Annotated in this window: 21 protein-coding genes and 1 pseudogene; 13 read left to right on the top strand and 9 right to left on the bottom strand. The window is 44.6% G+C overall.

All coding sequences use genetic code 11. The features are described 5' to 3' along the window. The first annotated feature begins 13 nt into the window (after positions 1–13). Entirely contained in the window at positions 14–1441 is a 1428-nt protein-coding gene (locus tag AACU59_RS07445; protein ID WP_161437648.1) for a methyl-accepting chemotaxis protein, read from the top strand. A 95-nt stretch (positions 1442–1536) separates the two neighbouring features. On the opposite strand, the gene galE is transcribed toward AACU59_RS07445, so the two are convergent. Then, the gene (gene galE, locus AACU59_RS07450; protein WP_029189705.1) at positions 1537–2553 is read right to left on the bottom strand and encodes a UDP-glucose 4-epimerase GalE; all 1017 of its coding nucleotides are present in this window, start codon (positions 2551–2553) and stop codon (positions 1537–1539) included. 208 nt (positions 2554–2761) lie between these two features. On the opposite strand from galE, the gene AACU59_RS07455 reads away from it, so the two are divergent. The 3 genes and pseudogenes from AACU59_RS07455 (at position 2762) to AACU59_RS07465 (ending at position 5206) form a co-directional block, all read left to right on the top strand. Further along, the gene (locus tag AACU59_RS07455; protein WP_094145122.1) at positions 2762–3505 is read left to right on the top strand and encodes a 5-oxoprolinase subunit PxpA; all 744 of its coding nucleotides are present in this window, start codon (positions 2762–2764) and stop codon (positions 3503–3505) included. A 53-nt stretch (positions 3506–3558) separates the two neighbouring features. Further along, positions 3559–4278 (top strand): 5-oxoprolinase subunit B family protein, encoded by a 720-nt coding sequence (locus AACU59_RS07460; protein WP_094145113.1) that lies wholly within the window; start codon positions 3559–3561, stop codon positions 4276–4278. After that, positions 4275–5206: pseudogene (locus tag AACU59_RS07465) on the top strand (biotin-dependent carboxyltransferase family protein). Before AACU59_RS07460 ends, AACU59_RS07465 begins: the two are co-directional and overlap by 4 nt. A gap of 44 nt (positions 5207–5250) precedes the next feature. Here the strand turns inward: AACU59_RS07465 and AACU59_RS07470 are convergent. From AACU59_RS07470 to AACU59_RS07480, 3 genes are all read right to left on the bottom strand, one after another. After that, complete coding sequence (locus tag AACU59_RS07470) at positions 5251–6732, bottom strand: FAD-dependent oxidoreductase (protein ID WP_094145114.1); 1482 nt, start codon at positions 6730–6732, stop codon at positions 5251–5253. 275 nt (positions 6733–7007) lie between these two features. Then, the gene (locus AACU59_RS07475) at positions 7008–9449 is read right to left on the bottom strand and encodes an ABC transporter permease (RefSeq protein WP_094145115.1); all 2442 of its coding nucleotides are present in this window, start codon (positions 9447–9449) and stop codon (positions 7008–7010) included. Beyond that, on the bottom strand, positions 9449–10123 hold the full coding sequence (locus AACU59_RS07480) for an ABC transporter ATP-binding protein (protein ID WP_013867953.1): 675 nt from the start codon (positions 10121–10123) through the stop codon (positions 9449–9451). Before AACU59_RS07480 ends, AACU59_RS07475 begins: the two co-directional genes overlap by 1 nt. On the opposite strand from AACU59_RS07480, the gene tesA reads away from it, so the two are divergent. From tesA to AACU59_RS07500, 4 genes are all read left to right on the top strand, one after another. After that, a complete protein-coding gene (gene tesA, locus AACU59_RS07485) occupies positions 10122–10724 on the top strand; it encodes a multifunctional acyl-CoA thioesterase I/protease I/lysophospholipase L1 (RefSeq protein ID WP_064626273.1) in 603 nt (200 codons plus the stop codon). The two genes, AACU59_RS07480 and tesA, sit on opposite strands and share 2 nt — an antisense overlap. An 81-nt stretch (positions 10725–10805) precedes the next feature. Then, complete coding sequence (gene fabV, locus AACU59_RS07490) at positions 10806–12005, top strand: enoyl-ACP reductase FabV (protein WP_017043170.1); 1200 nt, start codon at positions 10806–10808, stop codon at positions 12003–12005. A gap of 200 nt (positions 12006–12205) precedes the next feature. Then, positions 12206–14116, top strand: coding sequence for a bifunctional diguanylate cyclase/phosphodiesterase (locus AACU59_RS07495; protein ID WP_094145116.1), 1911 nt, complete (start codon positions 12206–12208; stop codon positions 14114–14116). An 87-nt stretch (positions 14117–14203) separates the two neighbouring features. Further along, entirely contained in the window at positions 14204–15859 is a 1656-nt protein-coding gene (locus AACU59_RS07500) for an ABC-ATPase domain-containing protein (RefSeq protein ID WP_094145123.1), read from the top strand. 166 nt (positions 15860–16025) lie between these two features. Here AACU59_RS07500 and AACU59_RS07505 read toward each other — a convergent pair whose 3' ends face one another. Continuing rightward, entirely contained in the window at positions 16026–16649 is a 624-nt protein-coding gene (locus tag AACU59_RS07505; RefSeq protein WP_170935174.1) for a DNA-J related domain-containing protein, read from the bottom strand. 306 nt (positions 16650–16955) lie between these two features. On the opposite strand from AACU59_RS07505, the gene AACU59_RS07510 reads away from it, so the two are divergent. Together AACU59_RS07510 and AACU59_RS07515 are read left to right on the top strand one after the other, a co-directional pair. Then, positions 16956–17624 (top strand): DUF2238 domain-containing protein, encoded by a 669-nt coding sequence (locus tag AACU59_RS07510; protein ID WP_094145117.1) that lies wholly within the window; start codon positions 16956–16958, stop codon positions 17622–17624. A gap of 114 nt (positions 17625–17738) precedes the next feature. Then, the gene (locus AACU59_RS07515) at positions 17739–17951 is read left to right on the top strand and encodes a hypothetical protein (RefSeq protein WP_010318303.1); all 213 of its coding nucleotides are present in this window, start codon (positions 17739–17741) and stop codon (positions 17949–17951) included. Here the strand turns inward: AACU59_RS07515 and AACU59_RS07520 are convergent. Together AACU59_RS07520 and AACU59_RS07525 are read right to left on the bottom strand one after the other, a co-directional pair. Further along, complete coding sequence (locus AACU59_RS07520; protein ID WP_176428537.1) at positions 17908–18600, bottom strand: HAD family hydrolase; 693 nt, start codon at positions 18598–18600, stop codon at positions 17908–17910. The two genes, AACU59_RS07515 and AACU59_RS07520, sit on opposite strands and share 44 nt — an antisense overlap. Before the next feature lie 233 nt (positions 18601–18833). Next, positions 18834–19343, bottom strand: a complete 510-nt coding sequence (locus AACU59_RS07525) for a hypothetical protein (protein ID WP_013867962.1) — start codon at positions 19341–19343, stop codon at positions 18834–18836. A gap of 189 nt (positions 19344–19532) precedes the next feature. On the opposite strand from AACU59_RS07525, the gene AACU59_RS07530 reads away from it, so the two are divergent. The 3 genes from AACU59_RS07530 (at position 19533) to AACU59_RS07540 (ending at position 23440) form a co-directional block, all read left to right on the top strand. After that, on the top strand, positions 19533–20009 hold the full coding sequence (locus AACU59_RS07530; protein WP_026028212.1) for a CreA family protein: 477 nt from the start codon (positions 19533–19535) through the stop codon (positions 20007–20009). Between the two features lie 113 nt (positions 20010–20122). Beyond that, on the top strand, positions 20123–21427 hold the full coding sequence (locus AACU59_RS07535; protein WP_013867964.1) for an inosine/guanosine kinase: 1305 nt from the start codon (positions 20123–20125) through the stop codon (positions 21425–21427). 297 nt (positions 21428–21724) lie between these two features. Then, the gene (locus AACU59_RS07540) at positions 21725–23440 is read left to right on the top strand and encodes a putative bifunctional diguanylate cyclase/phosphodiesterase (protein WP_013867965.1); all 1716 of its coding nucleotides are present in this window, start codon (positions 21725–21727) and stop codon (positions 23438–23440) included. Between the two features lie 120 nt (positions 23441–23560). Here AACU59_RS07540 and AACU59_RS07545 read toward each other — a convergent pair whose 3' ends face one another. Both AACU59_RS07545 and AACU59_RS07550 read right to left on the bottom strand, forming a co-directional pair. Beyond that, positions 23561–24280: a carbonic anhydrase gene (locus AACU59_RS07545; protein ID WP_094145119.1), complete on the bottom strand. Its 720-nt coding sequence runs from the start codon at positions 24278–24280 to the stop codon at positions 23561–23563. A gap of 157 nt (positions 24281–24437) precedes the next feature. Beyond that, on the bottom strand, positions 24438–26120 hold the full coding sequence (locus AACU59_RS07550; protein ID WP_094145120.1) for a pyridoxal phosphate-dependent decarboxylase family protein: 1683 nt from the start codon (positions 26118–26120) through the stop codon (positions 24438–24440). Positions 26121–26163: the final 43 nt, after the last annotated feature.

Below are 26163 nucleotides of genomic sequence, written 5' to 3' on the forward strand. Positions count from 1 at the left end.
TATCGGAGCAGCAATGAAAGAAGTTCAGTTCAGGACGATTGACCGCGTGTTCATTAAAATGTCAATTAATGACAAGATGTGGGTGATCTTCGCTTTATTCCTCACCGCTTTAAGCTTTGTCGCAGGAAATCGCTATGTTGATTCACTGGCCCAGATAGAAGCGCAATCGAAGTTGGCCGTTGAGTACAAACTGCAAGGTCTGCTTGCCAGCGGCGCAGATCCACAAACCCTTTCAGCGGTTGAAACTCGCCATTCTTTAGCCGCAACTAGTTATCAAAAAGGGGTGATTACCGCCACAGCAAAACACAGCGATGGCAAAGTTTACGCACTGACAGAGAATCTCTCTTATCTTGAAAAAGACGCTCAGCGATCGGCACTCTCGACTTTTCTGTTGAGCTATTTGTGGGCAATCCCTTTTGCTATTTTCCTCTATTGGGTCGCTACTTTTATTGGCGGTGCATTGTGGGTGCTATACACAACAACCTTGAAAATTTCAAAAGGTGATTTAACTTCACGATTAGGTTTTCATCCCGGTCGAGATGAGTTTGGTACCATCGGCTGCGCGCTCGATAACGCCATGGATACCTTGACCGAACTGGTAGTTTCAGTAAAACAAAACGCCACCACTCTCGGTGAGACATCCAGCTCTTTTGCCCATGAGATGAAAGAGAGCGAGCAACAAATCAGTAGCCAATACGCTTCCTTGGATTCCGTCGCCACGGCCATGGAAGAGATGACGGCCTCGGCGCAAGAAGTGTCCACCATTTCCCAACAAGCCAATCGGCAAGCCGATCAAGATTCAAAACAAGCGGAAGAGAGCTCACAGCTAGTCCAGCAAGCAATTAATGAAATTTCCCAGTTGTCAAAATTCATTGAGCAAGCTTCTCATTCGGTTTCAACATTGAATGAAAATACGGCGCAGATTAACGATGTGATCACCACCATCAATGCCATTTCGCAACAGACAAACTTACTGGCATTGAACGCTGCGATTGAAGCGGCACGTGCTGGTGAACAAGGGCGCGGTTTCGCCGTGGTAGCCGATGAAGTTCGCACCTTAGCTAGCCGCACGCAAGCGGCTACTGTTGAAATTCAATCCATGATTGAGAAGCTGCAAACCGAAAGCCAAGATATCGCACGCATTACTGAGCAAACGGTTAGTCAAGCTCAAACCAGTAGTGATTTAGTCGCTAACATCGGCAATAACGTCAATCAAATTGCTGAATCAGCAAAAATGATCAATGACATGAGTATTCAAATTTCAACTTCAGCCGAAGAGCAAAGCGCCGTTGCTAATGATATTGCTGCTGAGCTGAGTGATATTCGTACACAATCCAATGCGATTCGCAGTGTTGCGCAAACCTCATCGCAAGGTGTCGCTAGCCTTGCAAACGCTTCGCGCAACCTTGGTGAAATTTTAAGCCGTTATCGGACTAACTGATCATTGGATTGCTTGAGTAATCAAGTCAGATCAAAATAGCCAGTCATTTGACTGGCTATTTATTTCATTCATCGCAGAGAAGTTGAAGCAAGAGCTTAAGACTCAGGATAACCTTGTGGATTATTTGACTGCCAACGCCACGTATCTTGTGTCATCGCTTCTAGGCTGCGAGTCGCTTTCCAACCTAGATCCGCCATCGCTTTGCTTGGATCTGCCCAACACTCCGCAATATCACCAGCGCGGCGTTCGACCAATTGGTACGGCACGCTTTTACCTGACGCTTGTTCAAACGCTTTCACCATCTCTAGTACACTGTAGCCATTTCCTGTGCCTAGGTTATAAATGTGCAAGCCTGCTTGTTGGCCTACTTTTTCCAGCGCAGCAATATGACCATCGGCTAGGTCCATTACGTGAATATAATCGCGAACCCCTGTGCCGTCTTTAGTTGGGTAATCACTGCCAAAAACAGAGAGAAATGCTCTTCGACCCACGGCCACTTGCGAGACAAAAGGCATTAGGTTGTTCGGAATGCCTTGTGGATCTTCACCTAACTCGCCTGATGGATGTGAACCTACAGGGTTAAAATAGCGCAGCAGTGTAATGCTCCAATCTGGGTTGGCTTTATGGAAATCGGCCAAGCACTCTTCAACCATTAACTTACTACGGCCATAAGGGTTGGTCGCACTGGTTGGGAAATCTTCGGTAATAGGCACTGAGGCTGGGTCACCGTATACGGTTGCAGATGAACTAAAAACAAGTGCCTTCACGCCAGCTTCACGCATGGCCGCCACCAGTACCAATGTGCCATTCACATTGTTATCGTAATATTCCAATGGTTTTTCTACTGACTCACCGACTGCTTTTAAGCCTGCGAAATGGATCACCGCTTGAATATTTTGCGCTTTCATCACTTCAACCAGTTGTGCTTGGTTGCGTACATCACCATGGACGAACAGCGGCTTCACACCGGACACTTTTTCGATGCGCTCTAAAACCGATGCTTTACTATTGTATAAGTTGTCAAAAATTACGGGTGTCATACCGGCGTGGATCATTTGAATGCAGGTATGGCTGCCGATATACCCCATTCCGCCTGTCACTAATACTTTCATTGTTTTTACCTTCTGACATTGGTTGTGCAAGTTTAACGACTTTCAACCTAAACTTCACTTATAAATCAATCTGCTTTAATGTTTGTCTATCAGGCCAATTCGCTATCTTTCGGCCCATACTTATCGCCAAACAATGAATCGGATCACTGTATATTGCCTTTGATTACGGCAAGTTACTCAACATGGACACTCAAGGATGATGCAACCCGTGACAAAAAGAACAATCACTCTCAATTGTGACATGGGCGAGAGCTTCGGTGCATGGCAAATGGGCGCTGATGAGTTGGTGATGCCTTGGATTGACATGGCCAATATTGCGTGTGGCTTTCATGCCTCTGACCCACACGTGATGAGCCGAACGATTGAGCTGGCGATTCAATTTGATGTAATGATTGGCGCTCACCCGGGTTACCCCGATTTGCAAGGTTTTGGTCGCCGTTCAATGAGTTTTAGCGAAGAAGAGATATGCGAGTTACTGATTTACCAGATTGGCGCACTCAAGGCATTATGTGAGAGCAAAAATGCCGAGATAAGCTACGTTAAACCTCATGGGGCTTTATATAACGATATGATGCGTGACAAATCTGTCTTTCGCGCAGTGGTCGATGCAGTTTCTTGCTTCAATGTGCCCTTGATGATCTTAGCTTCAGGCAATAACCAAGATTACCTTGATATCGCCGATATTTATGACGTGCCATTGCTGTTTGAAGCCTTTGCCGACCGGACTTATCTCGCTAATGGTATGCTCACTCCAAGAAGCCAAGCCAATGCAGTGCTGACTAATGAAGAGGCGATCATCAATCAAATTAAACAACTGGTTGATTACGGAAAAGTGACCAGTTCGGATGGCTTTGTGATCCCTATCGAAGCCGATACGATTTGCGTGCATGGCGATAACCCGACGGCGATTGAACTGATAGAGAAAATCCGAATTTGTCTACGAGAGCGTTGAACCATTACACGTGTATCTCCTAGCGGCTACAACGTCATCACAAGGAGTGTTAAGTGACATTGAACTACAGCATTGAACCCGTTGCGGAATGCAGCCTCTTATTGCGTTTTGCTCACCCGCCATCGGCCGATCTGTCACTCGATATCGGACAAGTTGCGCAACAGATCATGGTGCAGTTTTCTGCTTACCTGATGAATGTCACTCCCTCTTACACTACCATTTTGATCGATTACCTTCCTTATCGTATAACTCAAAGGGAGCTAGAGCAGCAATTGATCACAGCGATCGCGGCCTTATCTTTAGCTGTGGAAGCCACCCACAATTTGGTTGAGCTTGGCGCTTACTACGATGAAAGTGTCGGCCCAGATTTGAAGCGCTACCATGCGCTTGGTTTATCCACGCAACAAGTTATCGCGCTACACACTCAAACGGTCTACACCGTTTGTGCCGTCGGTTTTGCACCAGGCTTTGCCTTTATGGCTGAAGTAGATGAACAATTACGCTTACCGCGCCATGCCACCCCACGCCTTAGTGTGGCCAAAGGCAGCGTCGCGATTGCAGAACAGCAAACGGCCGTCTATCCGAACAACTCTCCCGGAGGATGGAATATCATCGCCAATTGCCCCCATCCGCTCTTTTCTCCTCATCAAACACCAATGACGCCTTTTTCGATTGGAACTAAAGTGAAGTTTACAGCAATGACTCGCGAGGAATTTTTATCATTAGGAGGTGAAATACCTCAATTAGCCTCGCAGTGGGAGCACCATTCATGAGCCCCCTACTACAGGTGATAAAACCCGGTCAACTGAGCTTAATTCAAGATTTTGGCCGCTTTGGTCTCAGTCATATCGGTGTTACTCAATCAGGACCAGTCGATGATTACGCCTACAGTTGGGCCAACCATTTACTGGGTAACCGAGTCAATTTAGCAACGCTTGAAATCACGCTTGGTCAGGCGGAATTTCATGTTAAACATCCATGTATGCTGGCAATTGCAGGTGGTGATTTATCGGCCACGTTAGATGGCAAAGTTATTGGTAATTGGCGAAGCTTTAGCGCGCAAGCCGGGCAAACACTGAAATTTGGCCTAGCCAAAAATGGCTTAAGAGCTTATTTGGCCGTGCGCGGAGGGTTCATTGTGCCTCACCATTTAGGTAGTGTTGCCACCGTACCCAAAGAACAGCTTGGTGGGTTAACGCAAAACGGTGTACCACTGCAAGCGGGCGATTCACTGCACTTTAATCCCCACGCTATCGATAACAAACCCGTACACATTACTTTTCGTTATAAGCCTGATTATAATCTGCCACTTAAATTACGCGTCATTGAAGGCTACCAAGCCCTGCAATTTTCATCGCAGCAACTCGATCGCTTTTATCAAACCAGCTTCACTGTCAGTCAGCATGCCCCGATCGCATGGGCTATCGTCTTAATGGCGATACGGTTACCCCACCCGCGACACCTATTTTATCGGAAGGAATTGCTTTGGGGGCGATTCAAATCCCGCCAGATGGCCAACCGATCATTTTACTCAACGATCGCCAAACCATCGGCGGTTACCCTAAATTAGGGTGTGTGGCTCGCATTGATCTGCCCCGTTTGGCACAAGCAAAACCGGGGCAGAAAATACGTTTTGTCAAAGGTGATATACAAGGCCTGCAAGAGGTTTGGTGCCAATGGGCGCGTTATTTCGGCTACTAACGACTATCACCTTGCTCCTTTAGAAAACCGCAAGGTGTCACCAATCAAACCATACCGACAATTTTTGCCAATGCTTCAGGATAAGCGCGTGCCTTAGCTAACGCGATAGCTTTCTCTTCCACCTGTTCAAGAGCCAAACTCATGCTGATTGGGTGACGAGCTTCTATCGATTGTAGCAAGTCTTCATCGTTAACTAACTGCCAATGCTGAACAATTTTAGTTGCCGCTTCCAACGCGGATGAACCTTTGACCACTTCGATTCGCGCATAATTATGAGCTTCAAACGTAACATCAGCGGCTCGTAATGTAGCATCTTGGCCAGGAATTTGCTGCGCACCAAACAGTGGCTTACCAGCTACTTGTGCTTGAATATACTGTGGGATGAACTGACTCATGTGGTGTATGGCTCGTTCACTGCGCTCTTGTAGTGCGTCCTGTTGCCAGCCGTTCTTAATTTTGCGTTCGAGATAATCAGGCAATACGGGCTGTGATGATCCAGCTTGCGAGGCCACTAACCCATCTTTAAATAACGTGATTCCCTCGGTCATACCATGCAACTGAAATAGACCATCAGCATACGGTGTTAGCTGAGCCATTCCTTGTGGGGTGCCTCTTGGCCCGTGAAAAATCACTTCTGGCCATTGCTGGTCGCATTCTGCCCAACGGGTAACGTAAGCCGCTTTAAATTCCACCAAGCGTTGACGCGGAGCCTTAGCCAAATCATCGACTATTCCCGTTTCATAACCACATGCATTGACTAAATAATCGGCATGGATAACGTGTTCATGCTCTTGATCATCCAAATAAACGAGCTGCCATTGCTCATCAATAAAATCAGATTTGATTAATTTAACGTGCGTTAAAACTTGGCAATGAGGCATCGCCGCTAACGCAAGCTCAGCACTGGCCGCCAGACGAAAAACACTCCAACCGTATTCTTGCACCGCAATGACTGGGTATTTCAACTGATTTAAATCTGCATGTTGAGCAAAAGGGATCACCCAATCATCGAATGATGTCGGTTGATCACTCTGTTGCTGAGTTGCTAATACCTGCAGTGCTTCACGGCTGTAGAGTTTGAAATACTCTTGGGGTTGACCAAGCTGTTGATTACGTGGGTCTTCATCAACCAATTGTTGATAGCTGTGCTGAATAAGTTCTAGCCTTGGTAATAGGGCTTGCGGCTCACCGCCATCACTATGCGGAACAGCAATCACAGTAGGTCGCTTATTCAGCGTGTGGGGATAGAGCCTGACGGTTTCAATCGACTGCTTAAGTAACTCAAGACACTGCTGCTGCGAAATTTCGCGATAGAGGTTACCGCCCGCGTGCAGATGGCAAATCGGCGGCCCATTAACGAGGCCAGCGCTTTTTTCCAAAAGCAGCACATTGAGCCCCAGTTCTCCCATATGAACGGCGGCAGTGGCACCAGCCACACCCCCACCAATAATTGCGACACATGGAGAATCTGTATTGAACTTTTTATATGACATAAGATACGAGTACTCTGGAAAACCCGGATGCATTCTAAAGCTTGTAAAGCGTTATTAAAATCACATTTTTCACGTGGTCTTATCTGCTTTACGACTAACAAGCAATACGCATAATCGACAAATAACTTAAAAAATTGCTTGACTCAATAAAGCCAAAACGACGTTTTTTCAACCTTGTGAATAACAAAACTGCGCAACCCAAGGTAACTACGGGGCTAAGCGCAAATAGGCCGTTATCAAGCCGTCGAGTTATCCCAAACTTTATCCACTGTTTTTGTGGATAACTCCGTCTGGGATTATGGATACCGCTAGTTAAAGTCTTTATTTATAGGGGTTAACAGCCGCTTAATTAAACTACTCACGACCAGCGATAATGTGCAAAACGTCGCCAAGGGTAGCACCAACCACATGCTGTAATGCGCCATAGGTTCTAGTTCAAAACCGAACTTCATGACGCTGGCCACCACCGCGTCAGAGCCAAGGCTTGCGACGACTCCGGCAATGAGCGCCATCAAACCGTATTCAGCCCAAATAGTTTGCTCGACGCGGCGCTTGCTGGCCCCTAAAGTGCGGTATAAGCGAATTTCTTGTTGCCTCTGGCTTAAACTTAAACGCAGCAGAGTAAAAATCAGCAAAATACCAGCAATCACGCCCATTGCGGCCAGCACTGTCACTGACCAGATAATTTGCGTCAGCAAAGTTTGAATTTTATCGCCCATTGCCCGGATATCCATCAAACTGACCGTAGGGTAAGTGCGAGCAAGGGTGGCAAGCAAAGCGTTATCTTGATCTTGCGCTCTGAAACTCACCAGCCACGTGGCAGGGATCTCCTGCAATAAGTCTGGGGTAAAAATGAAATAGAAGTTAGGCTTCATTTCTCGCCACTCGACTTGGCGAATGGAATTTACTTTCGCTTCCACGGTTTGGCTATTGATCACAAACCCTAAACTATCTCCCAGTTCCAGCCCCAAATCACGAGCAACGTCGGATTCAACCGAAACTCCACCTTGCTCTGTCCACACTCCTGCCGTCAGTTGGTTGTTGCTGGGTAGCGATTCTCCCCAAGTGAAATTGAGCTCTCGCCTCAACGCATCACTCCCCTCTTCACCTTGAGCTTGTTGCTTGGCCTCTATGCCATTAATAGTCGATAAACGCCCTCGGATGATCGGATAGGCTTGCGAACGCACAATGTTGGCGCTGTCTAACGTGTTAAGGTAATCATTAACTTCATTTGGTGAAATGTTGAGTGCAAATGCGTTATGAGCATCGCTGGGTAAGGTTCGCTGCCAATCAGAGAGTAAATCGGTACGCACTAACCAGATGATCGCCAATAACATTAACGATAGTCCTAACGCGCCGAACTGGACTCCGGTCGTGATTGCCGAACGATTGATTCGGCTGAGCGCTAATTTAAGCGCGGTAGAGAGCGGAAGACGTCCTAAACTACGAGCCACCAAAACACTGACCACAGCAAGCACCGCAAAAAGCGTCACGATCCCAGCCAACACAATCCACACTAAGAGATTATTCCAATAAGCCCACAGCATCGGCACTAACGGAATCAAGATGAGCAACCCATTACGGCGATGATTCGGTTTCGCTCGCTCTGTTTGCATGACATTGAGCGCACTGGTATCTAGCAAATGCAGTAAAGGAATGCCGAGTGCAGGAAAAGCGATCAATACACTCGCCATCAGCGCAATAAAAGCGGGTTTAGCGCCATAACTCGGTAAAGGCGTAGGCAATAAATCCACCAGCGGCACGCGTAATAAAGACTCTAGGCCAATGCCGATCAATACCCCAAGCACCGCAGCAGAAACAAACAAAATCACCACTTGTACGATCAACCATTGGCGGATCCAACGTTTGCTCGCTCCAAGGCTTTTTAACATGGCGATGGTTTTTTGCCGCGTAGAAACATAGTGCTGACAAGTCAGGACTAATGTGGTTGCCGCCATGATGATCACAATCGCTACGGTTAACGACAAATATTGCTCTGTGCGTTCAAAAACCTCATTCGTTCGGCTGGCGCTATTTCGGTCGCGCCAACGATCGCTAGGCGTTAAAGTAACGAGCTGTTTTACTGCTTCAATCTGTCCATCATCACCATTAATGAACACGCTAAATTGCACCCGGCTTCCCAATTGAAGTGCACCAGTACGAGCCACATCGTCTTGGTGGATCAACACCGCTGGCATCTGTTGAAACGGATTAAAGCTGAGTCCCGGCTCCTCAAGGATGCGTCCCGAGACCGTAAAGTCAGCATCGCCCAGTGTGACCTGATCACCAATTTGAACGTCTAATTGCGCAAACACTCGTTCATCTAACCACAGTTGATTCGGCGCAAGGTGCTGAAATGTCGTCACATCATCAGAAAGACGCATTTCACCGCGTAGCGGATAAGCACTATCCACTGCTTTGACAGTGACTAACTGCATACCGCGCTCACTGAATGCCATTGTCGCGTAACGCGTAAGTTGTGAAGACGGCAGTTGCAAGCGCTCGATCTGATCGAGCAATGACGCTGGGGGTGGGTTTGCGGAAACAAACACACTATCGGCAGTGAGTGCGTCTTTACCTTGTTTAACAATCACTTGCTCCATACGCTCAGCTAAGGCAGTCAGCGCAAAAATACAAGCAATGATCAAGGTTAGCGCCACTGAAATAGGCCACAACTGTCCGTGGCGGATTTCACCTAAGCTCCAGCGAATTAATCGTTTATTGAGTGAACGGCTCGACATCTCGCTCATTACCGCTCCTCCAACATACCAGCTTGCATGTGGAAAATACGATCACATTGAGCCGCAAGAGCGGGATCATGGGTAACCAGCACTAAGGTCGTTCCGTGCTGCTTATTTAATTCAAACAATAATGAAACCACTTTTGCCGCGGTTTCTTGATCAAGGTTGCCAGTAGGCTCATCGGCAAACAGCACTTTCGGATTGATCATAAAGGCTCTTGCTAGCGCGACTCGTTGCTGCTCGCCCCCTGAAAGTTGTGCAGGAGAGTGATGCATTCGATGCGATAAACCAACGGCCGTCAACAAGGATTTAGCACGATCTACATCCTCTTTTTCACCTTTTAACAAACAAGGTAGCGTCACGTTCTCTAACGCAGACAAGCTTGGGATCAGCAAAAAGCTTTGAAACACAAAGCCAACCGATTGACTGCGGATCGCCGCGCGTCCTTCATCGTCCAGTTGAGATAATGGCTGGCCCAATAGCTCTACTTCTCCGCGTGTCGGCGTATCAAGCCCAGCCAACAGCGTCATCAGGGTTGATTTCCCCGCACCAGACGTTCCGACTATCGCCACGCTTTCACCACTTTTGATCTCTAGGTTTACCTCTTTTAGGATTGTTAAATGCTCTTGATTGGTAGAGACTGTTTTAGATAATGAATGTGCTCTAATAACGGATGTTTGCATGACTCGACTTCTTTCCTTGATTTGTATTTTATTATTCTCGGCTAGCGCTAGTAGTACCACACTCTTGATATTGGGTGATAGTTTAAGCGCTGGTTACCAAATGCCGATTGAAAACGCTTGGCCTAGCTTGCTACCTAATGCGTTGCAAGCTGAAGGTAAATCAGACATTGATGTCATTAATGCCAGTATTTCTGGCGATACAACGGGCAATGGCCTAGCCCGCTTACCGTCACTACTCACCCTACATACCCCTGATGCGGTGCTTATTGAGCTTGGTGCGAACGACGGATTGCGTGGCTTTCCATCTCAATTGATCAGCAGCAATTTAACCGCCATCATTGGCCAAATAAAAAAAGCAGGCTCAACCCCTCTTTTGATGCAGATTCGCATTCCACCAAACTATGGCAAACGCTACAGCGATGCCTTTTATAGCCTCTATTCTGAGCTTAGCCTCCAACACACTGTGCCGTTACTGCCCTTTTTCTTAGAGCAAGTGATCATTAAACCAGAGTGGATGATGGCTGATGGCTTACATCCGACGGTCGACGCTCAGCCGTGGATCGCCAATTTTGTTGCGCAACATTTAGCAGAGCATCTCTGATTTTAATGCCTCAGCTCAATGAACTTTACCTAGTTTTACGATATTTTTTAGACCATTCCCCTAACCGCAAAGGTACAAACTATGCACATTGAACCTGTGATCAAAGGTGTGGTCGCTCGCTCTGCTCATCCACTCGGATGCGAACAAGCTGTGTTACAACAGATTAATTACGTAAAATCTTGCAGACCGATCACTCACGGGCCAAAACGAGTTCTCATTTTAGGCGCATCGTCAGGCTTTGGGCTCGCCGCCCGCATTGCCCTCACCTTTGGTGGTTCAGAAGCCGATACGATTGGCGTTTCCTTTGAAAAAACGCCATCAGAAAAAGGGGTTGGTAGTGCTGGTTGGTACAACAATCTCTTTTTTAAACAACAGGCCGAGCAAGCGGGTCGAGTCGCCGTCAATATCGATGGGGATGTTTTTTCACCATCAGTACGCGAGCAAGTGATTGAAGCGATAGAGACCTATTTTGAAGGGGAAGTCGATTTAGTCATTTACAGTATCGCCAGCGGCATGAGACCAAAACCCAATTCAGATCAGTATTGGCGCTCCGCCATTAAACCGATTGGTGAGGCAGTTTCTGGTGCGACAATATTACTAGAAAACGATACGTGGGTAGAAACCACCATTGCCCCTGCAAATGACGAAGAGATCGAAAGTACACTGAAAGTAATGGGTGGCGAGGATTGGGAAAACTGGATAGATACGCTGATCAACACTGAATCGATTGCACAAGGGTGTAAAACCATTGCTTTTTCATACATCGGCCCTCAGATTACTCACCCCATTTATCTTGACGGTACACTGGGGCGCGCCAAAATTGATTTGCACCAAACCAGCCACTCTCTCAACCTAAAATTGTCTAACTATGGCGGCGGGGCTTATGCGACTGTTTGTAAAGCTTTAGTCACGAAGGCGAGCGTGTTCATTCCCAATTTAAGCCCTTACATTGTCGCATTGTATAAGGTGATGAAAGAAAAAGAGACGCACGAAGGATGTATCGAGCAGATGCAGCGTCTGTTTAGCGAAAAACTCTCTAGCAAAGGCAAAGTACCCGTTGATGGCGAACGACTGATCCGTATGGATGATTGGGAGCTCAACCCAGATACTCAGCAAAAAGTGGCCGATTTACTGGAGAAAATGGATCAGTACAACTTTAAGCAACTAGGTGACTATAAGGGCTTTAAGCGAGAATTCATGCAGCTCAATGGCTTCGACTTTGACTGTGTTGATTATGCTCAAGAAATTAATATCGACCATTATATCAAGCAAGCCGATTAACTCCTTCCGTATCATTTACGAGACACAGCTAACTATCTCAATGCCCCAATATTTTATTGGGGCTTTTTTTTGTTACATTGGCGGCGCGTTCTTATTCTTAATACCATACTATGGTCATAGGAGCGGATCTTGTCATCGTCAGTCTAGAGCAATGAATGCTCGGCTTTTTTAAGCTTTGTCGTCCAAAGGAATTTGATAATATGTCGAAAATAAAGACACATGAGATGCTCATCCCCTCTTCAATGATGGATGGATGGCAGCGCATTGTGAATTTACTCGCTGAAATTTTAAACGTCCCGAGCGCATTGATCATGCGTGCTAGCCAGCAAAAACTCGAAATATTCTGTAAAAATACCAACGTCGACAACCCCTATCAAACCGGACATAAAGAACCCTTAGGACAATGTCTGTACTGTGAAACTGTGATGCAAACACAGCAGGAACTATTGGTCCCGAATGCTTTAGCCGATAAAAAATGGATGCATAATCCAGATGCACCACTGGGCATGATTGCCTATTGTGGCATCCCATTAAAGTGGCCGAATGGTGATATATTTGGCACCATTTGCGTACTCGATAACAAGGAGAACCATTTTGGCCCCACCTATCGGCAGTTACTGGAGAGTTTTCGCGATACCATTGAATCCCAGCTCACCACCTTATACCAACAAGTAAGACTTCAGCAGCTCAATGATGAGCTTCAGCTTCGCGTCGATAACCGAACACAAGATCTTGCTGATCTCAACTACTCGCTCACGCAAGAGATCGATAAACGCCGCGCCGCAGAACAACAGATTCAATATCAAAAGTGGCATGACGTCAGCACAGGTTTTTTAAATCGCAACGCACTTGAATTGGAACTCAAAAATAGCCTTTTACAAGCAACAAAACAGCACACCGAAGTTGCCGCCATTCATATTGGTTTCACTAATGCTCGTCATATTCAATCTCACTTTGGCTACCGAGCATGGGATCAAGTCATCGCTCGATATCGTGAGCGATTAGGCCGCTGCGATAAAATTGAAATATTGACCGCTCGACCCACGTCGACAGATTTAGTCTTGATAGTCAAAACAAAACTATTAGCGCGTCACCTGGAAAAGTTGTGCCATAAATTGGTCGAAATCGGTCATTCTGAATTTAAGCTCGATGACCATAATGTTCATCTTCATTCCTATATTGGTATTGCAACGAGTTTAGACACTGACAATGCTATAGAACTGCTCAAACAAGCTTCTGCTGCCATGGTCTCTTGCAAAGATTCCGGTCATAAGTTTTGCTATCACTCGCAAGTGTTCAGTGACTCACTCCGGCAAATCAACCAATTAGAAAGCTACTTATTACGAGCAGTGCGCAACGATGAGCTCATGCTCTATTTTCAACCTAAGGTCTCTCCAACCACTCATCGCTGGACGGGGGCAGAAGCGCTACTACGTTGGCGGCACCCCGTATTGGGCGATATATCCAATGAAACCTTAATTCACATGGCCGAACAAAATGGACTGATTTTTGAAGTGGGTAACTTTGTCCTGCGATCGGCCATCGAAAAAACGAGCCAATGGGCAAAACAGGTCGATAATTTCAAAATGGCCATTAACGTTTCAGCCGTCCAATTGAAGAATGCCCAATTCGCAGACCAAGTTCGTGAGCTACTGAACACCTACCAACTTCCAGCTCGGTACTTAGAGTTGGAAGTAACAGAAAGCTGTTTGATTGCGGATGAAGTGGTGGCTCGCAACACACTGCGAATTCTACACCAACTAGGTGTGACGTTGTCACTTGATGATTTCGGCACGGGCTACGCCTCTTTCAGTTATTTGAAAAAATTTCCCTTCGATTGCATAAAAATAGATAAAAGCTTTGTACATCAATTGGATCAAAGTGAGGAAGATAAAGAAATTGTTCGCTCAATCATTCACGTTGCCAAAAAATTAAAGCTGAAAGTGATCCTCGAAGGGATTGAAAATCAAAGCCAAGAAGACTTTATCATCAGTGAAGGGTGTGAGTTTGGCCAAGGCTATTTCTATGGTAAACCAATGCCTTGTGACGAGTTTGAGGCTGGGCTACTGAACCAAAATTATGCACACCCTGCCGAGACAAAGGTTTTGTAGGATAAAGGAATCCCTTATCATGTCTTTACTCTCAGTGTGGCGGTTCCTATAATCGCCGCCTTTCCTTTCCAAACGAGCGATATCGAGATGGATTTATTAACATCAATTCTCAAAAAGCTAGAAAAACAGAACTACCGCGCCTATCAGCAGATCAAAGGTCAATACGAATTTGGTGATTTCACCTTGCATATCGATCATATCCAAGCGGACCCTTACGCTTCTGCATCTCGCTTTCGCGCTACTCGAGCATGGTCTCTGACCGGTCTGGAATGGTTAAAAGAGAAATCACCTGCTTATCAAATGGCTGCAAGAGATTTTATCGCTCGTAGTTTTGCGGAGTTTGCTAAGCAAGAGAGCCATATTGCCATCGCATTGACGGGCCAAACGGTGCTTGATAGTACCGCTGTTCTCTTTACGGAGCATGGTATTGAGCTTCGTTTTCGCATCAATTTACCCGCTGAAGGTCGTGACATTCTGGCCAAGAAAGCGCTCAACATCATCACCTTCTACCTGCCAAAATTCATTCGCCGAGCCACCATTGAACGTGAACTGGATAAAGATGCCCTACTTGAGCATTGCGCTGTGATCGAAGATCAAGAAGCAATGCGTGCACAACTGGCACAGCACAATCTGGTTGCTTTTGTGGCTAATGGCAGCGTATTACCTCGCTTGGCAGGTAACTGTGATCTGCCGATGAAAGACGCCGTTACTTTCCAAGCTCCCACATCGTTAGAAGTTGAGCTTGAGACACCAAACCAAGGAAAAATTAAAGGACTCGGCATCCCCAAAGGTATCACCCTTATCGTCGGCGGTGGTTTTCACGGTAAATCGACTTTGTTAACGGCGATTGAGCGTTCAATTTACAACCATATTCCCGGCGATGGCCGTGAGCGAATTGTTACGGATCATCAAGCCATGAAAATTCGCGCTGAAGATGGCCGTTGCGTACATAATTTAAATTTGTCCAACTACATCAATCACCTACCTATGGGTAAAGAAACCTCCGATTTCAGCACTCAAGATGCGTCCGGTTCAACATCGCAAGCAGCGTGGTTACAAGAATCCATTGAATCTGGCGCTAGTACATTACTGATTGATGAAGATACTTCCGCCACCAACTTCATGATCCGTGATGAGCGTATGCAAGCGCTGGTCAGTAAAGGTGATGAGCCCATTACACCATTGGTTGATCGTATCGGGCAACTTCGCGATGATTTGGATATCTCGACACTGATCGTCATGGGGGGGTCCGGTGATTACTTAGATGTCGCCGATACTGTCATCCAGATGCATGACTACCACGCCGTTGATGTGACTAACAAAGCTAAAGAAGTCATCAAACAGCACCCAACTGCTCGTCACAACGAATGTGAAACGCCACTGGCTATTTTCCCAGAACGCGCGATGAATCGCACTGCGCTGCAAAAATTACTGGTTGATGGTAAATTCCGAGTCTCTGCCAAAGGCGTTGATTCGCTTCGCTTTGGCAAAGAATTTACGGATTTAAATGCGTTAGGACAATTGGAGTCACCTTCTGAAGTCAATGCGATTGGCTGGACTTGGTTCCAGTTTGCGCAGACTCCGGGGTGGTCAGCGCAACCAAGCAAAGAGATGATGGCTTTATTAGCAGGAACATGGCACCAAAATATGCCAAACCACGGTGACTTGGCGAAACCACGTGTCATCGATGTGATGGCGGCGTTGAACCGTATGCGCAAGTCGCAATTTAAAAACCACCAGTAAAGATTAACTCCCCTACAACAAAAGCCAAAAGAAGCGAGAGATCGCTTCTTTTTTACTTCAGTACCCTATTGCTTCAGTACATTACAGGTAGTTAGCTTAGGTATGCCTTACAGTGCCAGTTGACCTTATTCGACGAATATCTTGTCTAGAGTTTAAGGTTTGGGCTTTAACTATTTTGCCGCAAAATATTCCATGCTTCACACAACACTCGAAACGTTTCAGCATTGCCATTGTCTCGATCTGGATGCCACTTTAGTGCCAACTTGCGCCATGTTTTCCGGATTTCAATTTGCGTCGCTTCCGCTGGTAATTTAAACAGCCTCAATGCTTGAAGACGATTCATATTAAGGTTACTCGTTCCACCCATTGCTTTACGGTAACGAGTCCAGAATTCGTTCAACAAGCGGCGCACTTCTCCTTCATCAGCCTCATAATTTTTCCACTGAGTGTAATAATCACGCAATGGATCATCTGGGTCGATTTCGCAACTAACGGCACGATGCGCAGGCATTAGTACAATGTCCATTGCTGATACTTGTAACCACTTTTCAGGGTAAAGCGTCTCTTGAAGCTGATAGAGCGCGTTCATGATCAAAAAATTACGCTTAAAGAGGTCTTTTTCAGGTGCGCTATCAAGTACAGGCATGAATCCCTGTTCACTTAAATGTGCCGCTAACGTATGGACTTTCCAACCGGAAGGCTGTTTACGCAACACCTCCAACATTGGCCAAAGCAGCGGATTTTCCATGTAAGATTGAAACTGAGCGGTAAGTTCTAAGCTTTCAGACATACTTTCGGGCCTACTTTGGGACATAGTCTCGACGTTCACATTAAGGTTCTCTCTTCATTCAAATCCAATATCGCTTTTTTGTCGAGTTTCTTACCGCATATTATCTTGGCTTTTTGAACTAGAGTCCGTTTATCACACGCACTATCTATCAATACATAAAAAGAGAAAGATCGAGTTGTTGCATGATCTTCTCCACTTTACGGATCTCTTTACCAAGACAATGCGAAAATCAATCACAAAACGAAGGTAGATACACTCACCTCAAACACAAATTTCTACGTCTATAAGATACAGAATTCAACAAAATTGAACATCGTGCCAAATAGTGGCACTATCCATCGGTATTTTGTGATAGGAAAAACCATGTCTCTCAACTTCTCACGCACGCTTTTATTTTTGACGGCGATCTACGGTGTACTCTTTCTATTTTCAGCGATCGCGCCGGTTTCTCGTGCTGTCTGGTTAGCAGAAATCATCCCAGCGCTAGGGATCTTAGCACTCGTCTATTGGGCTTCAACAAAACTACGCTTTAGCTCAACGGCTTATATTCTGATGTTTGTGTGGCTTAGTTTGCACACCATTGGGGCTAAATATACATTTGCAGATGTTCCGTTTGCTTGGTTCAACGAACTGATCGGATCATCTCGTAATAATTTTGATCGCGTCGCTCATTTCTCAATTGGCTTTTATGCCTACCCTATCGCTGAATATTTAATTAGAAAGCAGCTCTGTAAACCGCTAATTGCCTCATTGTTCGGGCTTTTCTCTATCATGAGTATCGCAGCAGGTTACGAAATTATTGAATGGTGGTATGCCTCAATCGCCGGTGGTGATGAGGGAATCGCTTTTCTGGGTTCACAAGGCGACATTTGGGACGCACAAAAAGACATGTTATGCGATACCCTTGGGGCAATGACGGCACTTTGCCTATTATGGTTTAGGTCAAAATCAAACATTCCTTACAGTGAAGTATGAAATGCCTCTAATTTTTGGAACTAAGGTAAATATTACCGAGAGCAAGTTTTGATTAGTGTTTATTCTGTGAGTACGGAGAACATGACTCTCCCTTTTTGCTGCTGAGAATTGATTATGAAAAATATAAATAAAACACTTGAAAAAATAGACTGCTGTCCACTTTGTCAACATGACGAATACTTTATTTCCACAAACAATGAAAAGTTTATCTGCGCACAATGTGGTTTTAAAACCGACCACTTACAAAGCGTCCAGCAAATGATTGGTGTACACACAGCGCTAATCAGTCATAAACACATTCATTGCTTGGCCAACAATGTGCATTGAGCCATGGTTTAAGCTCGAGTAATGTGTCGATAACAACGACATTAGGCGCTTGAGAAAAACCCTGTGGGTTAAGAGGTGCTAGCTGAACGGTTGGTACCTCTGCATTGATACCCGCTTCAACCCCTTTTGCTGAATCATCCACATAAATACATTCTTGCAAAAGAAATCCCATATTCATCGCACAATAACGAATCAAATCAGGTTCAGGCTTCCAGCTATTCGCATCAAAGGCTGAAAAAATGCGTCCTTCAAACAAAGGGAGCAAACCGCTCCGTTGTAAAATTGATGATATTTTTTCTTTAGGTGCATTAGAGGTGACACAGTATTCAATACCCTGCTGGCGTAAATACTCAAGTAGTTCTATCGCACCATCCATGGGTGAAAGATATTGCTCGAAGAGCTCATTAACTTTATCCCGATAAAGGTTCTCTAAAAGATCAAGATCGGCGTTAATGTTCGTATGTTCAAGCGCCTGAAACAGTATGTCCGCAATCTTCCCACCTTCAAAATGGTTACTCACTTGTGCCAAAGTAATGTGGGCTCCTAGTTGGTTCAATACATTAACTAGCGCTTCGCAGCACAAACGCTCACTATCAACTAAAGTACCTTCACAGTCGAAAATAATACATTTTATTTTTTTCTCAGTCATAAACACTTCCTTCATCCAATGCTTAATTTTAACCGCTGGGTGAATGTATAAAATGATTGAGTTAACAGAATGAAGCGAAGATAAGAGTTGATATGCATAACTTATATCCGCATCACTCTTTTACGCTCAATACGATGTTGCAGCTGACGTTATCACCACCTGTAGTATCGAAATGCAAATTCAGAATAAATATGATTCTAGACTCTCTGAATGAGGCGCTTTAACAGGACAATCTACTGTTCTATAAAAACATTACCATTGCACTCATGATTAGCACGCCATTTTGCGAGCAACAACCGCGTGAATACATCTTCACCTCCAAATGCATTTTTATCCAGAGTAACGATGTCAGAGATGAGTATCTCATGTGAAGTGGAGGTGACGATACCAGCAGCCACAGGCTCCCCGTTTTGAAAACCTAAGTAAAGCTCGCAAGGTGCTGAATAAATGATTTGGGTAAAGAATTCGATAACTTTTGATTGATCGTTTTTATCGCTCCATAAGCTTGCTTGCAACAGAGCAAACCATATTGTCATCCGATGAAAATCAACCAAATAAACCTCTTCAAGCAACGATAGGTTAGGCTCCTCAGTGAGCTCAATAAAAGGGCGAGAACTGCGTTGAACAACCGCTTTTTGGTAAAGATCTCGACCTTGTAAACTCTCCTCTGTTGGAAATTCGACATTCACTTGGTCAAATAGCCATTGGTTTTTAATGGCGGCAACGTCAGGTTGGTTAATCATTGTTATTTACTTCTTCTTCTAATTGTTGCAAGCAGGATACTGACCAGATCGATATGCGACAAGCCATTACTCACATTATCCTCATCTAAACTGCAGATATGCTGGCCAAAACATCAACATAACAACCTTATATCATTCTCCTTTGATGCTGCTATCATGTGCAGAAAGATGGATAAATGGATTATAGACATGAACAAGAAACTCATCACCACCGCATTCATACTTAGCTTTGGTTTAGTTGGCTGCGATAGCAATGAAGTTGGCGATGTATCGCTCGGATTTTTCACGCTTAAAGACGTAAAAATCGAAAATCTAAGTGATGATATTGTGACTGGTGTTACGTGCCATATTGCTTCAATTGAGGCTAATTTGAGTCTTTCTGATCCAAGTGATAGCTCAATCTCGTGTCGTCAGACTGGTGACATTACGCCAGAGATGATTGCGAAAATTGATAAGAGCAAATCAGGCGAAATCGTGTTTAAGAAGTCAAAAAGCATTTTCTTCAAGTCAATGAAAGTCAGACGTATCTACGATGCTGAAAATCAAACCCTGATCTACTTGTCTTATACTACCAAAGAAACAGATGGTAGCTTCAAGCACAGCCTATCGACCGTACCGCTTTGGGGGACTAAGGCTTATAGTACGGACATAACGCTCACTAAATAGCCGCTAATGCCTCGGCGATCTGGATTTGGCTCACTTTTTTATGTAATAAAAATGAAAGGAACCTTTCATATCCGTGATATGATACGGGAAATTTTCAATTCTCATTTTTCAACATGAAGTTTCCTGGACAGCGTAAATCTAAGCACTATTTTCCGACTCATGCTCGTGACCCTCTCGTCAATCAAATTCAACAAACGGCTATGCTCCACCGCCCAACAGTGGTCGGTGTTGGGCAAACCATTGTTGATATTGAAGCTCGTGTAGACAATGAGTTCTTAGAGAAACATCAATTGAGTAAAGGTCACTCACTGGTGCTCGAAGAGAGCAAAGCCGATGCGCTCTATGAAGAGCTAGTCGAACGAGGTTTAATTACTCACCAATACCCGGGAGATACGATTGGCAACACACTGCACAACTACTCTGTGTTGGCCGATAGCAAATCCGTTTTGCTCGGCGTGATGTCCAAAAATATTGAAGTCGGCTCATACAGCTATCGTTATTTGTGTAGAACCTCATCGCGCATGAACCTAAACCATCTTCAAACTGTCGATGGTCCTATCGGGCGTTGCTACACCCTAATTTCTGATGATGGAGAGCGCACCTTCGCCATTAATGAAGGGCATATGAATAAACTTCGCCCCGATAGTGTTCCTGAAGAGGTCTTTGAAAAAGCCTCCGCTTTAGTTGTTTCTTCTTACTTAATGCGTGGAAAACCCGAAGATCCAATGCCACTTGCGGTCAAACGCGCTATTGAGATCGCTAAATCCAAGCACATTCCAGTGGTGTTAACCCTAGGCACTAAGTATGTAATTGAAGGTAATGCGAAGTGGTGGCAAGACTACATCAAAGAAAACATCACAGTCGTCGCCATGAATGAAGAAGAAGGTGAAGCGTTAACTGGTGAGAAAGATCCACTGCTTGCGGCTAACAAAGCACTCGAATGGGTTGATTTAATCCTCTGCACCGCGGGGCCCGTGGGTCTTTATATGGCTAGCTACACCGATGAAAGCGCAAAGCGCGAAACTGAATTACCTCTTCTACCGGGTAATATTGCTGAATTTAACAAGTACGAATTTAGCCGTGCGATGCGGAAACAAGACTGTCTCAACCCAATAAAAGTGTATTCACACATTGGCCCTTACTTGGGTGGCCCATTGGAAATCAAAAACACTAACGGAGCGGGAGACGGAGCGCTATCGGCTTTACTGCACGATATGGCCGCGAATAGTTATCATCAACGTAATGTTCCAAACTCTGCCAAACATGATGTGCCGTATCTCACTTACTCTTCGTTATCTCAGATCTGCAAATATGCAAACCGTGTCAGCTACGAAGTGCTCACACAGCACTCTCCTCGTTTATCACGAGCATTACCAGAACGTGAAGATAGCCTAGAAGAAGCGTATTGGGATCGTTAAATCGTATGACTTCTACATGAATAAAAGCGACAATTTGTCGCTTTTATTATTTCCACAACGAATAAACTGCACGATGCGATCCTACGTTATTTAACGTCTCACCATTTCGTTTCAGAAATAACAACTTCCGTGAAATAAACTGATAACTTGTGCCTAATTAATGAATCAATAGTTTTATAATTGAGACATCTTAGTACAAGCGTTATAGTACTCTTTAAAGATGAGTCATAAAGCAATGTTTTGGATCAAGACTCACTATTATCATCCATTGCTGCTTTCGCTTGAATTAGGATTAACATGACCATGTCATTTCCGCAGGAAGAGTATTCAATTTCAGACCTAGACAGTGCCGTTGCAAAGCAGCGTCTGGTTCATATTCTCGATTTTTTTAGTCAAGGTCTGTTTTATATGAGCAGCGATGGAAACATGGTGCTCTATAATCCAACATTTTATGTACAATTTGGTGTAAACAGCGAAACTATTTCCTATGCTGATTGGCTGAGTTTGGTTCATCCTATGGATCGTGCACTGCTCAATAGCCGCGTCGACGAGCATATCAGCACCACTGAATCAAGGGAAACGATTCAATACCGAGTCAAAAAAGCAAATGGTCAATATATCTGGTTAGAGGGGAATGCGGTCACAAAAAGTGTGAACGGTGAACATTTTATGGTGGGTAGCCATAAAGATATCTCCGATCAAAAATTGATGGAAGATTACATTCATCAAGCTGCATTTTTTGACAGCTCATCAGGCCTCTATAATCGAAGTAAATTACTGCTCGATATTGATGAGAAAGCACTCAAAATTGGAGAGCCTTATTCACTTATCTACATCCAACTTGAAGATATTAAGTCTTATCTCAATCAATATGGCTCAGATATTGTTAAAGATTTACTGAATCACGTCGTAAGTGCACTGCGTGAACTGCCCGATGAATTTGCTGATTTTTACCGTATTCGCTCTGACGATTTTGCCATATTACTTAGAGGAGAACGCTCATACGATGAACTCAAGCATATCTGCTCTCAAATAATGAAGCACTATTCGAAATCCGCCACGGAGCATGGGCACCTCTATGGTAATGATATTAGCATTGGTGTCTATCCTGAGATAAACCGTGCTATATCTGCCGATGAGTTGTTAAATATTGCATCACGAACTTGCCAATTTGCCAGTGCCAAAAATCATTCTCGTATCGAAATTTACAGTGGCCGAATTCAAAAAAACGTTGATCGTTATTTCTTCATCGAAAGAGGCTTAAAGGAAGCATTAGATCAACGTTCATTGTCCGTGAAATTCCAACCCATTATTCATGCACAATCAGGACAGGTATCCAGCTTTGAAGCCTTAGTCCGCTGGCGCTCAAAAGAGTTTGGTGAGATTTTCCCGGACGAATTTATTCCCGTTGCAGAAAAAAAGGGGCTGATTGTTGATTTAGGCTATTTTGTCTTCAAAAAAGCCTGTGAGTTTATTGGCCGTTACAATAAACAAAATGGGGTTAATATTCGGGTTAATATTAATGTTTCAGTCCTTCAACTTCTGAAAAGTGACTTCCCACAACAGATACTAACGATGGCTAAGGCTTCCGGTGTATTGCCCTCTTCTATTGTGTTGGAACTGACGGAAACTGTCATACTCGATGGCGATAAAAATGCGATTAACCAGCTTCACTCCTTAAATGAAATGGGGTTTCAACTGTCGCTGGATGATTTTGGAGCTGGTTTTAGCTCACTCAATAGCTTCTTTGATTTGCCCCTCAATCAAATTAAAATAGACAAAAGCATTGTATGGAAAACACTGACTAACCCAGCATCAGAACAATATTTAGCCTTTCTCATCCAGTTTTGTCACACCAATGGCGTCGACATTGTTATTGAGGGGGTTGAAAATGGCGACATGTACCAAAAATTTAAAGAGATGGGGGCAACTTATTTACAAGGCTATTGGTTTTCAAAACCACTATCTTTAGCCAGTGCAAGCCGCTATACATTAAATGCTGTCAATGAATAAGCACAAAAAATAGCTTAGCTAAATTAAGCACTTACACCTAAATTTTGAAGAAGCAGAGCGGAAAGGAAATAGTAAACCCTGTGAGCCCGACTGCGACTTCAAATCGCTCAAAGAGCGTTGTTATTCTTTTTCTAGCACTAAGCGAGCATTGTGAGCTTGTATGGGCCGATTGTTATTTCCCATCACACTATGTAGCGCTACACTTTGCTGCTGTGACAAACTTTTCGGCTGTTTGACCACCAACCATCTCACGCCTTCACTGCAAGGCGGCGTTGTGAGTGACCCATTAAAACGGTAATACTCATCTAGCTTAGGTAACAGTGACTGTACTGCTAACCCTTTTGCTAACTGCACACTCGCCCCAACTTTAGGCAACTCCGCAGTAAGCTGGGCTAATGGTTCATTCTGTGTGCCCGTTTCAAACATCACCGCCAAAACTGCCAGGTTGCCAGCCACATCAGCATGCACAAAATGCGCTTCTAAAGGATATTGATGTCCTTTAATTAAGTTTTCAGAAGGGGTATGGAAGTGAAATTGCTTGAGTTCAAATTCTGTACCATCCACTACCAGTGTATTTTTCCCTGAAACTGAGGCTTGCAGCGTGTGTCCATTGTTGGTCAATGCACCCACAACGCCTGAATAGTGGATATCCAAAGATTTTAAATCAGCTTCAACGAAGTCATTGATATCAATTGGGCTTTGATTTTTGCCCGTTTCACAAATTTTAGAAACATGTCCCCAATGTTCAGGTCCACGTTCACCTTCATATCCCCACTCACTCGCTTGCGCCATATTGGCAAAGCAAACGCTAATTGCTAGGGTCAACAGTTGTTTTTTCATTCTCGCTCCTTGAAACAGCTTGCTATCTGAGATGTAATATTCAAGTTAATATAACGGGCATATGCTAATACATTATTCACACAACGCTTGTGGTGGAAAATAACATTACATTGACGTGAGTAGTTTTCATTTCAGTTCCCGCTCACCCTCTCCATGGCTAGCGCCGAACAATGTTTTGGCAAAACTGTTCGATATGTTTTCGGGTGGTATTGGGGTTCATTAACACCGCTTTTTCTCCCGGAATATGTAAACAATGTCCAGTGTCATCATAATGAGTGCGCGCAATCGAATCGACCCAATTGGTGTTGAGATGCTGGCCTTTATGAGATAAGAACTGATGACGATGGTAGAGCGTATTCTCTACTATCGAATCAACCATAGAACCCTGACGTGCGACGTTCATTTCTTGCTCAAACATCGATTCAGCACACGTCACTTTCTGTGGATCATAGAGACGAAAAGTAACACTTGGCCCTTGGTTTTCTACTGCTGCCACCTTGCAGTGTGGTAGAGCGGCTAATTGGCAGCGTAAATAATTAGCATTTTGCAATGTATGACCAATCACGGTTTGGTAGCCTTCGATACCTAAATGTTGCAGTGCTGAATAGGCAGAGAAAACACCCACGGCACTGCGTGAACATTCAATGGTCGATTGCAAATGGCTCTCTTCTCTTTGAGCATGTTCAAAGTAGGAGTAATAACCGGGATCTGTTTTTAATACCGCGAGATCGTGTTTGTTTTTGAGCATCACCAAGCTGGAAGTATAAGGGACATAACCCCATTTTTGAAAATCGACCGTAAATGAATCCGCTAATTGTAAACTTTTAATCCTCGGCAATAAGGATTCAATACCCGTCAGTGTTGCCCGATTAAGCGATAAAGGGTTGCGTTCAAAATCATACTCTTGAAAAAACAACATACTCCACCCAACAGCAGCATCAACATGAATATGTGGTTTTATCAAAATCGCATATTCTTGGCATCTTCTTTCTCTTATCGCATAAACCTGTTCAATATCATCAGTCGCGAAGGTATCGGTACTGCCAAATGTCAACATTATGCTAGGAACAGCAATGCCATTTTTAAAACAGAAAATCAATTGTTGGTCTAATTCAGCCAAATCCATTTCATTGTTATCTTTAACTTTGATCCGAATCGCTTTACCTTGAACATCAACCCCCAACAACGACAAATTTGTCATGTTTGAATAGTGACCTGCTTCTGAATTGAATATCCTGTAATCTTCTCCCGCCAAACCATTCAGAGCTGACTTTGGCAACGCTTTTCGAATACCTAATAGATAGCCGTACAAATTACAAAATGTACCTCCTTGTGTGAATACTCCAGTCGCTTGATCACCATCATAGCCAGCTAAATGCGCGATTTGCCGCACGACTAATTTTTCCAGTTCAATGGCATCTCCCGCATATTCGCTATAAACCAAGTTAGGGTTGGCAATAGTTGCAAGTAGCGCACCGTGAATGGCCGGGTCACAAGGTGTCGAGATCACATTTTCCACTGAGCGAGGGTCATCCCAGTTTTTTGAACGTTTAGCAGCATAAAGCGCTAAGTCGTTAAAAGGGTGAATGGCGTGGATCGAGTGTCGAGGAATGGTGTTTGAATGCCGTAATTGTTGCTGCAATACAGTATTTACCACGGTTGGCGCATCAATTTTTCGCTCTTCAAGCCAACGAGCGATCTCGTGAATACGATACAAAGGCCAACGATTGGGATCGCGAGCAAAAAAATGCGCTTTCACTGTCTGGAAAATTTGCTCAAACGCAGGGTTCAGTTGGTTGGCGTGCTCATCTAGCCACACGCTATAGTACGCTGTTTTCATGATGCTCTCTCCATGCTCAATCCCAAATAAAACGCCGCGTTAG

The sequence above is a fragment of the Vibrio sp. V23_P3S9T160 genome, from assembly GCF_963886625.1.
Lineage (GTDB): Bacteria > Pseudomonadota > Gammaproteobacteria > Enterobacterales > Vibrionaceae > Vibrio > Vibrio anguillarum.

Bases quoted from the DNA above. Each gene is read 5' to 3' on its own strand.
- AACU59_RS07445 (WP_161437648.1), top strand. From the start codon at position 14: ATGAAAGAAGTTCAGTTCAGGACGATTGACCGCGTGTTCATTAAAATG.
- galE (WP_029189705.1), bottom strand. From the start codon at position 2,553: ATGAAAGTATTAGTGACAGGCGGAATGGGGTATATCGGCAGCCATACC.
- AACU59_RS07470 (WP_094145114.1), bottom strand. From the start codon at position 6,732: ATGCATCCGGGTTTTCCAGAGTACTCGTATCTTATGTCATATAAAAAG.
- AACU59_RS07475 (WP_094145115.1), bottom strand. From the start codon at position 9,449: ATGAGCGAGATGTCGAGCCGTTCACTCAATAAACGATTAATTCGCTGG.
- tesA (WP_064626273.1), top strand. From the start codon at position 10,122: ATGACTCGACTTCTTTCCTTGATTTGTATTTTATTATTCTCGGCTAGC.
- AACU59_RS07480 (WP_013867953.1), bottom strand. From the start codon at position 10,123: ATGCAAACATCCGTTATTAGAGCACATTCATTATCTAAAACAGTCTCT.
- fabV (WP_017043170.1), top strand. From the start codon at position 10,806: ATGCACATTGAACCTGTGATCAAAGGTGTGGTCGCTCGCTCTGCTCAT.
- AACU59_RS07495 (WP_094145116.1), top strand. From the start codon at position 12,206: ATGTCGAAAATAAAGACACATGAGATGCTCATCCCCTCTTCAATGATG.
- AACU59_RS07500 (WP_094145123.1), top strand. From the start codon at position 14,204: ATGGATTTATTAACATCAATTCTCAAAAAGCTAGAAAAACAGAACTAC.
- AACU59_RS07505 (WP_170935174.1), bottom strand. From the start codon at position 16,649: ATGTCTGAAAGCTTAGAACTTACCGCTCAGTTTCAATCTTACATGGAA.
- AACU59_RS07515 (WP_010318303.1), top strand. From the start codon at position 17,739: ATGAAAAATATAAATAAAACACTTGAAAAAATAGACTGCTGTCCACTT.
- AACU59_RS07520 (WP_176428537.1), bottom strand. From the start codon at position 18,600: ATGACTGAGAAAAAAATAAAATGTATTATTTTCGACTGTGAAGGTACT.
- AACU59_RS07525 (WP_013867962.1), bottom strand. From the start codon at position 19,343: ATGATTAACCAACCTGACGTTGCCGCCATTAAAAACCAATGGCTATTT.
- AACU59_RS07530 (WP_026028212.1), top strand. From the start codon at position 19,533: ATGAACAAGAAACTCATCACCACCGCATTCATACTTAGCTTTGGTTTA.
- AACU59_RS07535 (WP_013867964.1), top strand. From the start codon at position 20,123: ATGAAGTTTCCTGGACAGCGTAAATCTAAGCACTATTTTCCGACTCAT.
- AACU59_RS07540 (WP_013867965.1), top strand. From the start codon at position 21,725: ATGACCATGTCATTTCCGCAGGAAGAGTATTCAATTTCAGACCTAGAC.
- AACU59_RS07545 (WP_094145119.1), bottom strand. From the start codon at position 24,280: ATGAAAAAACAACTGTTGACCCTAGCAATTAGCGTTTGCTTTGCCAAT.
- AACU59_RS07550 (WP_094145120.1), bottom strand. From the start codon at position 26,120: ATGAAAACAGCGTACTATAGCGTGTGGCTAGATGAGCACGCCAACCAA.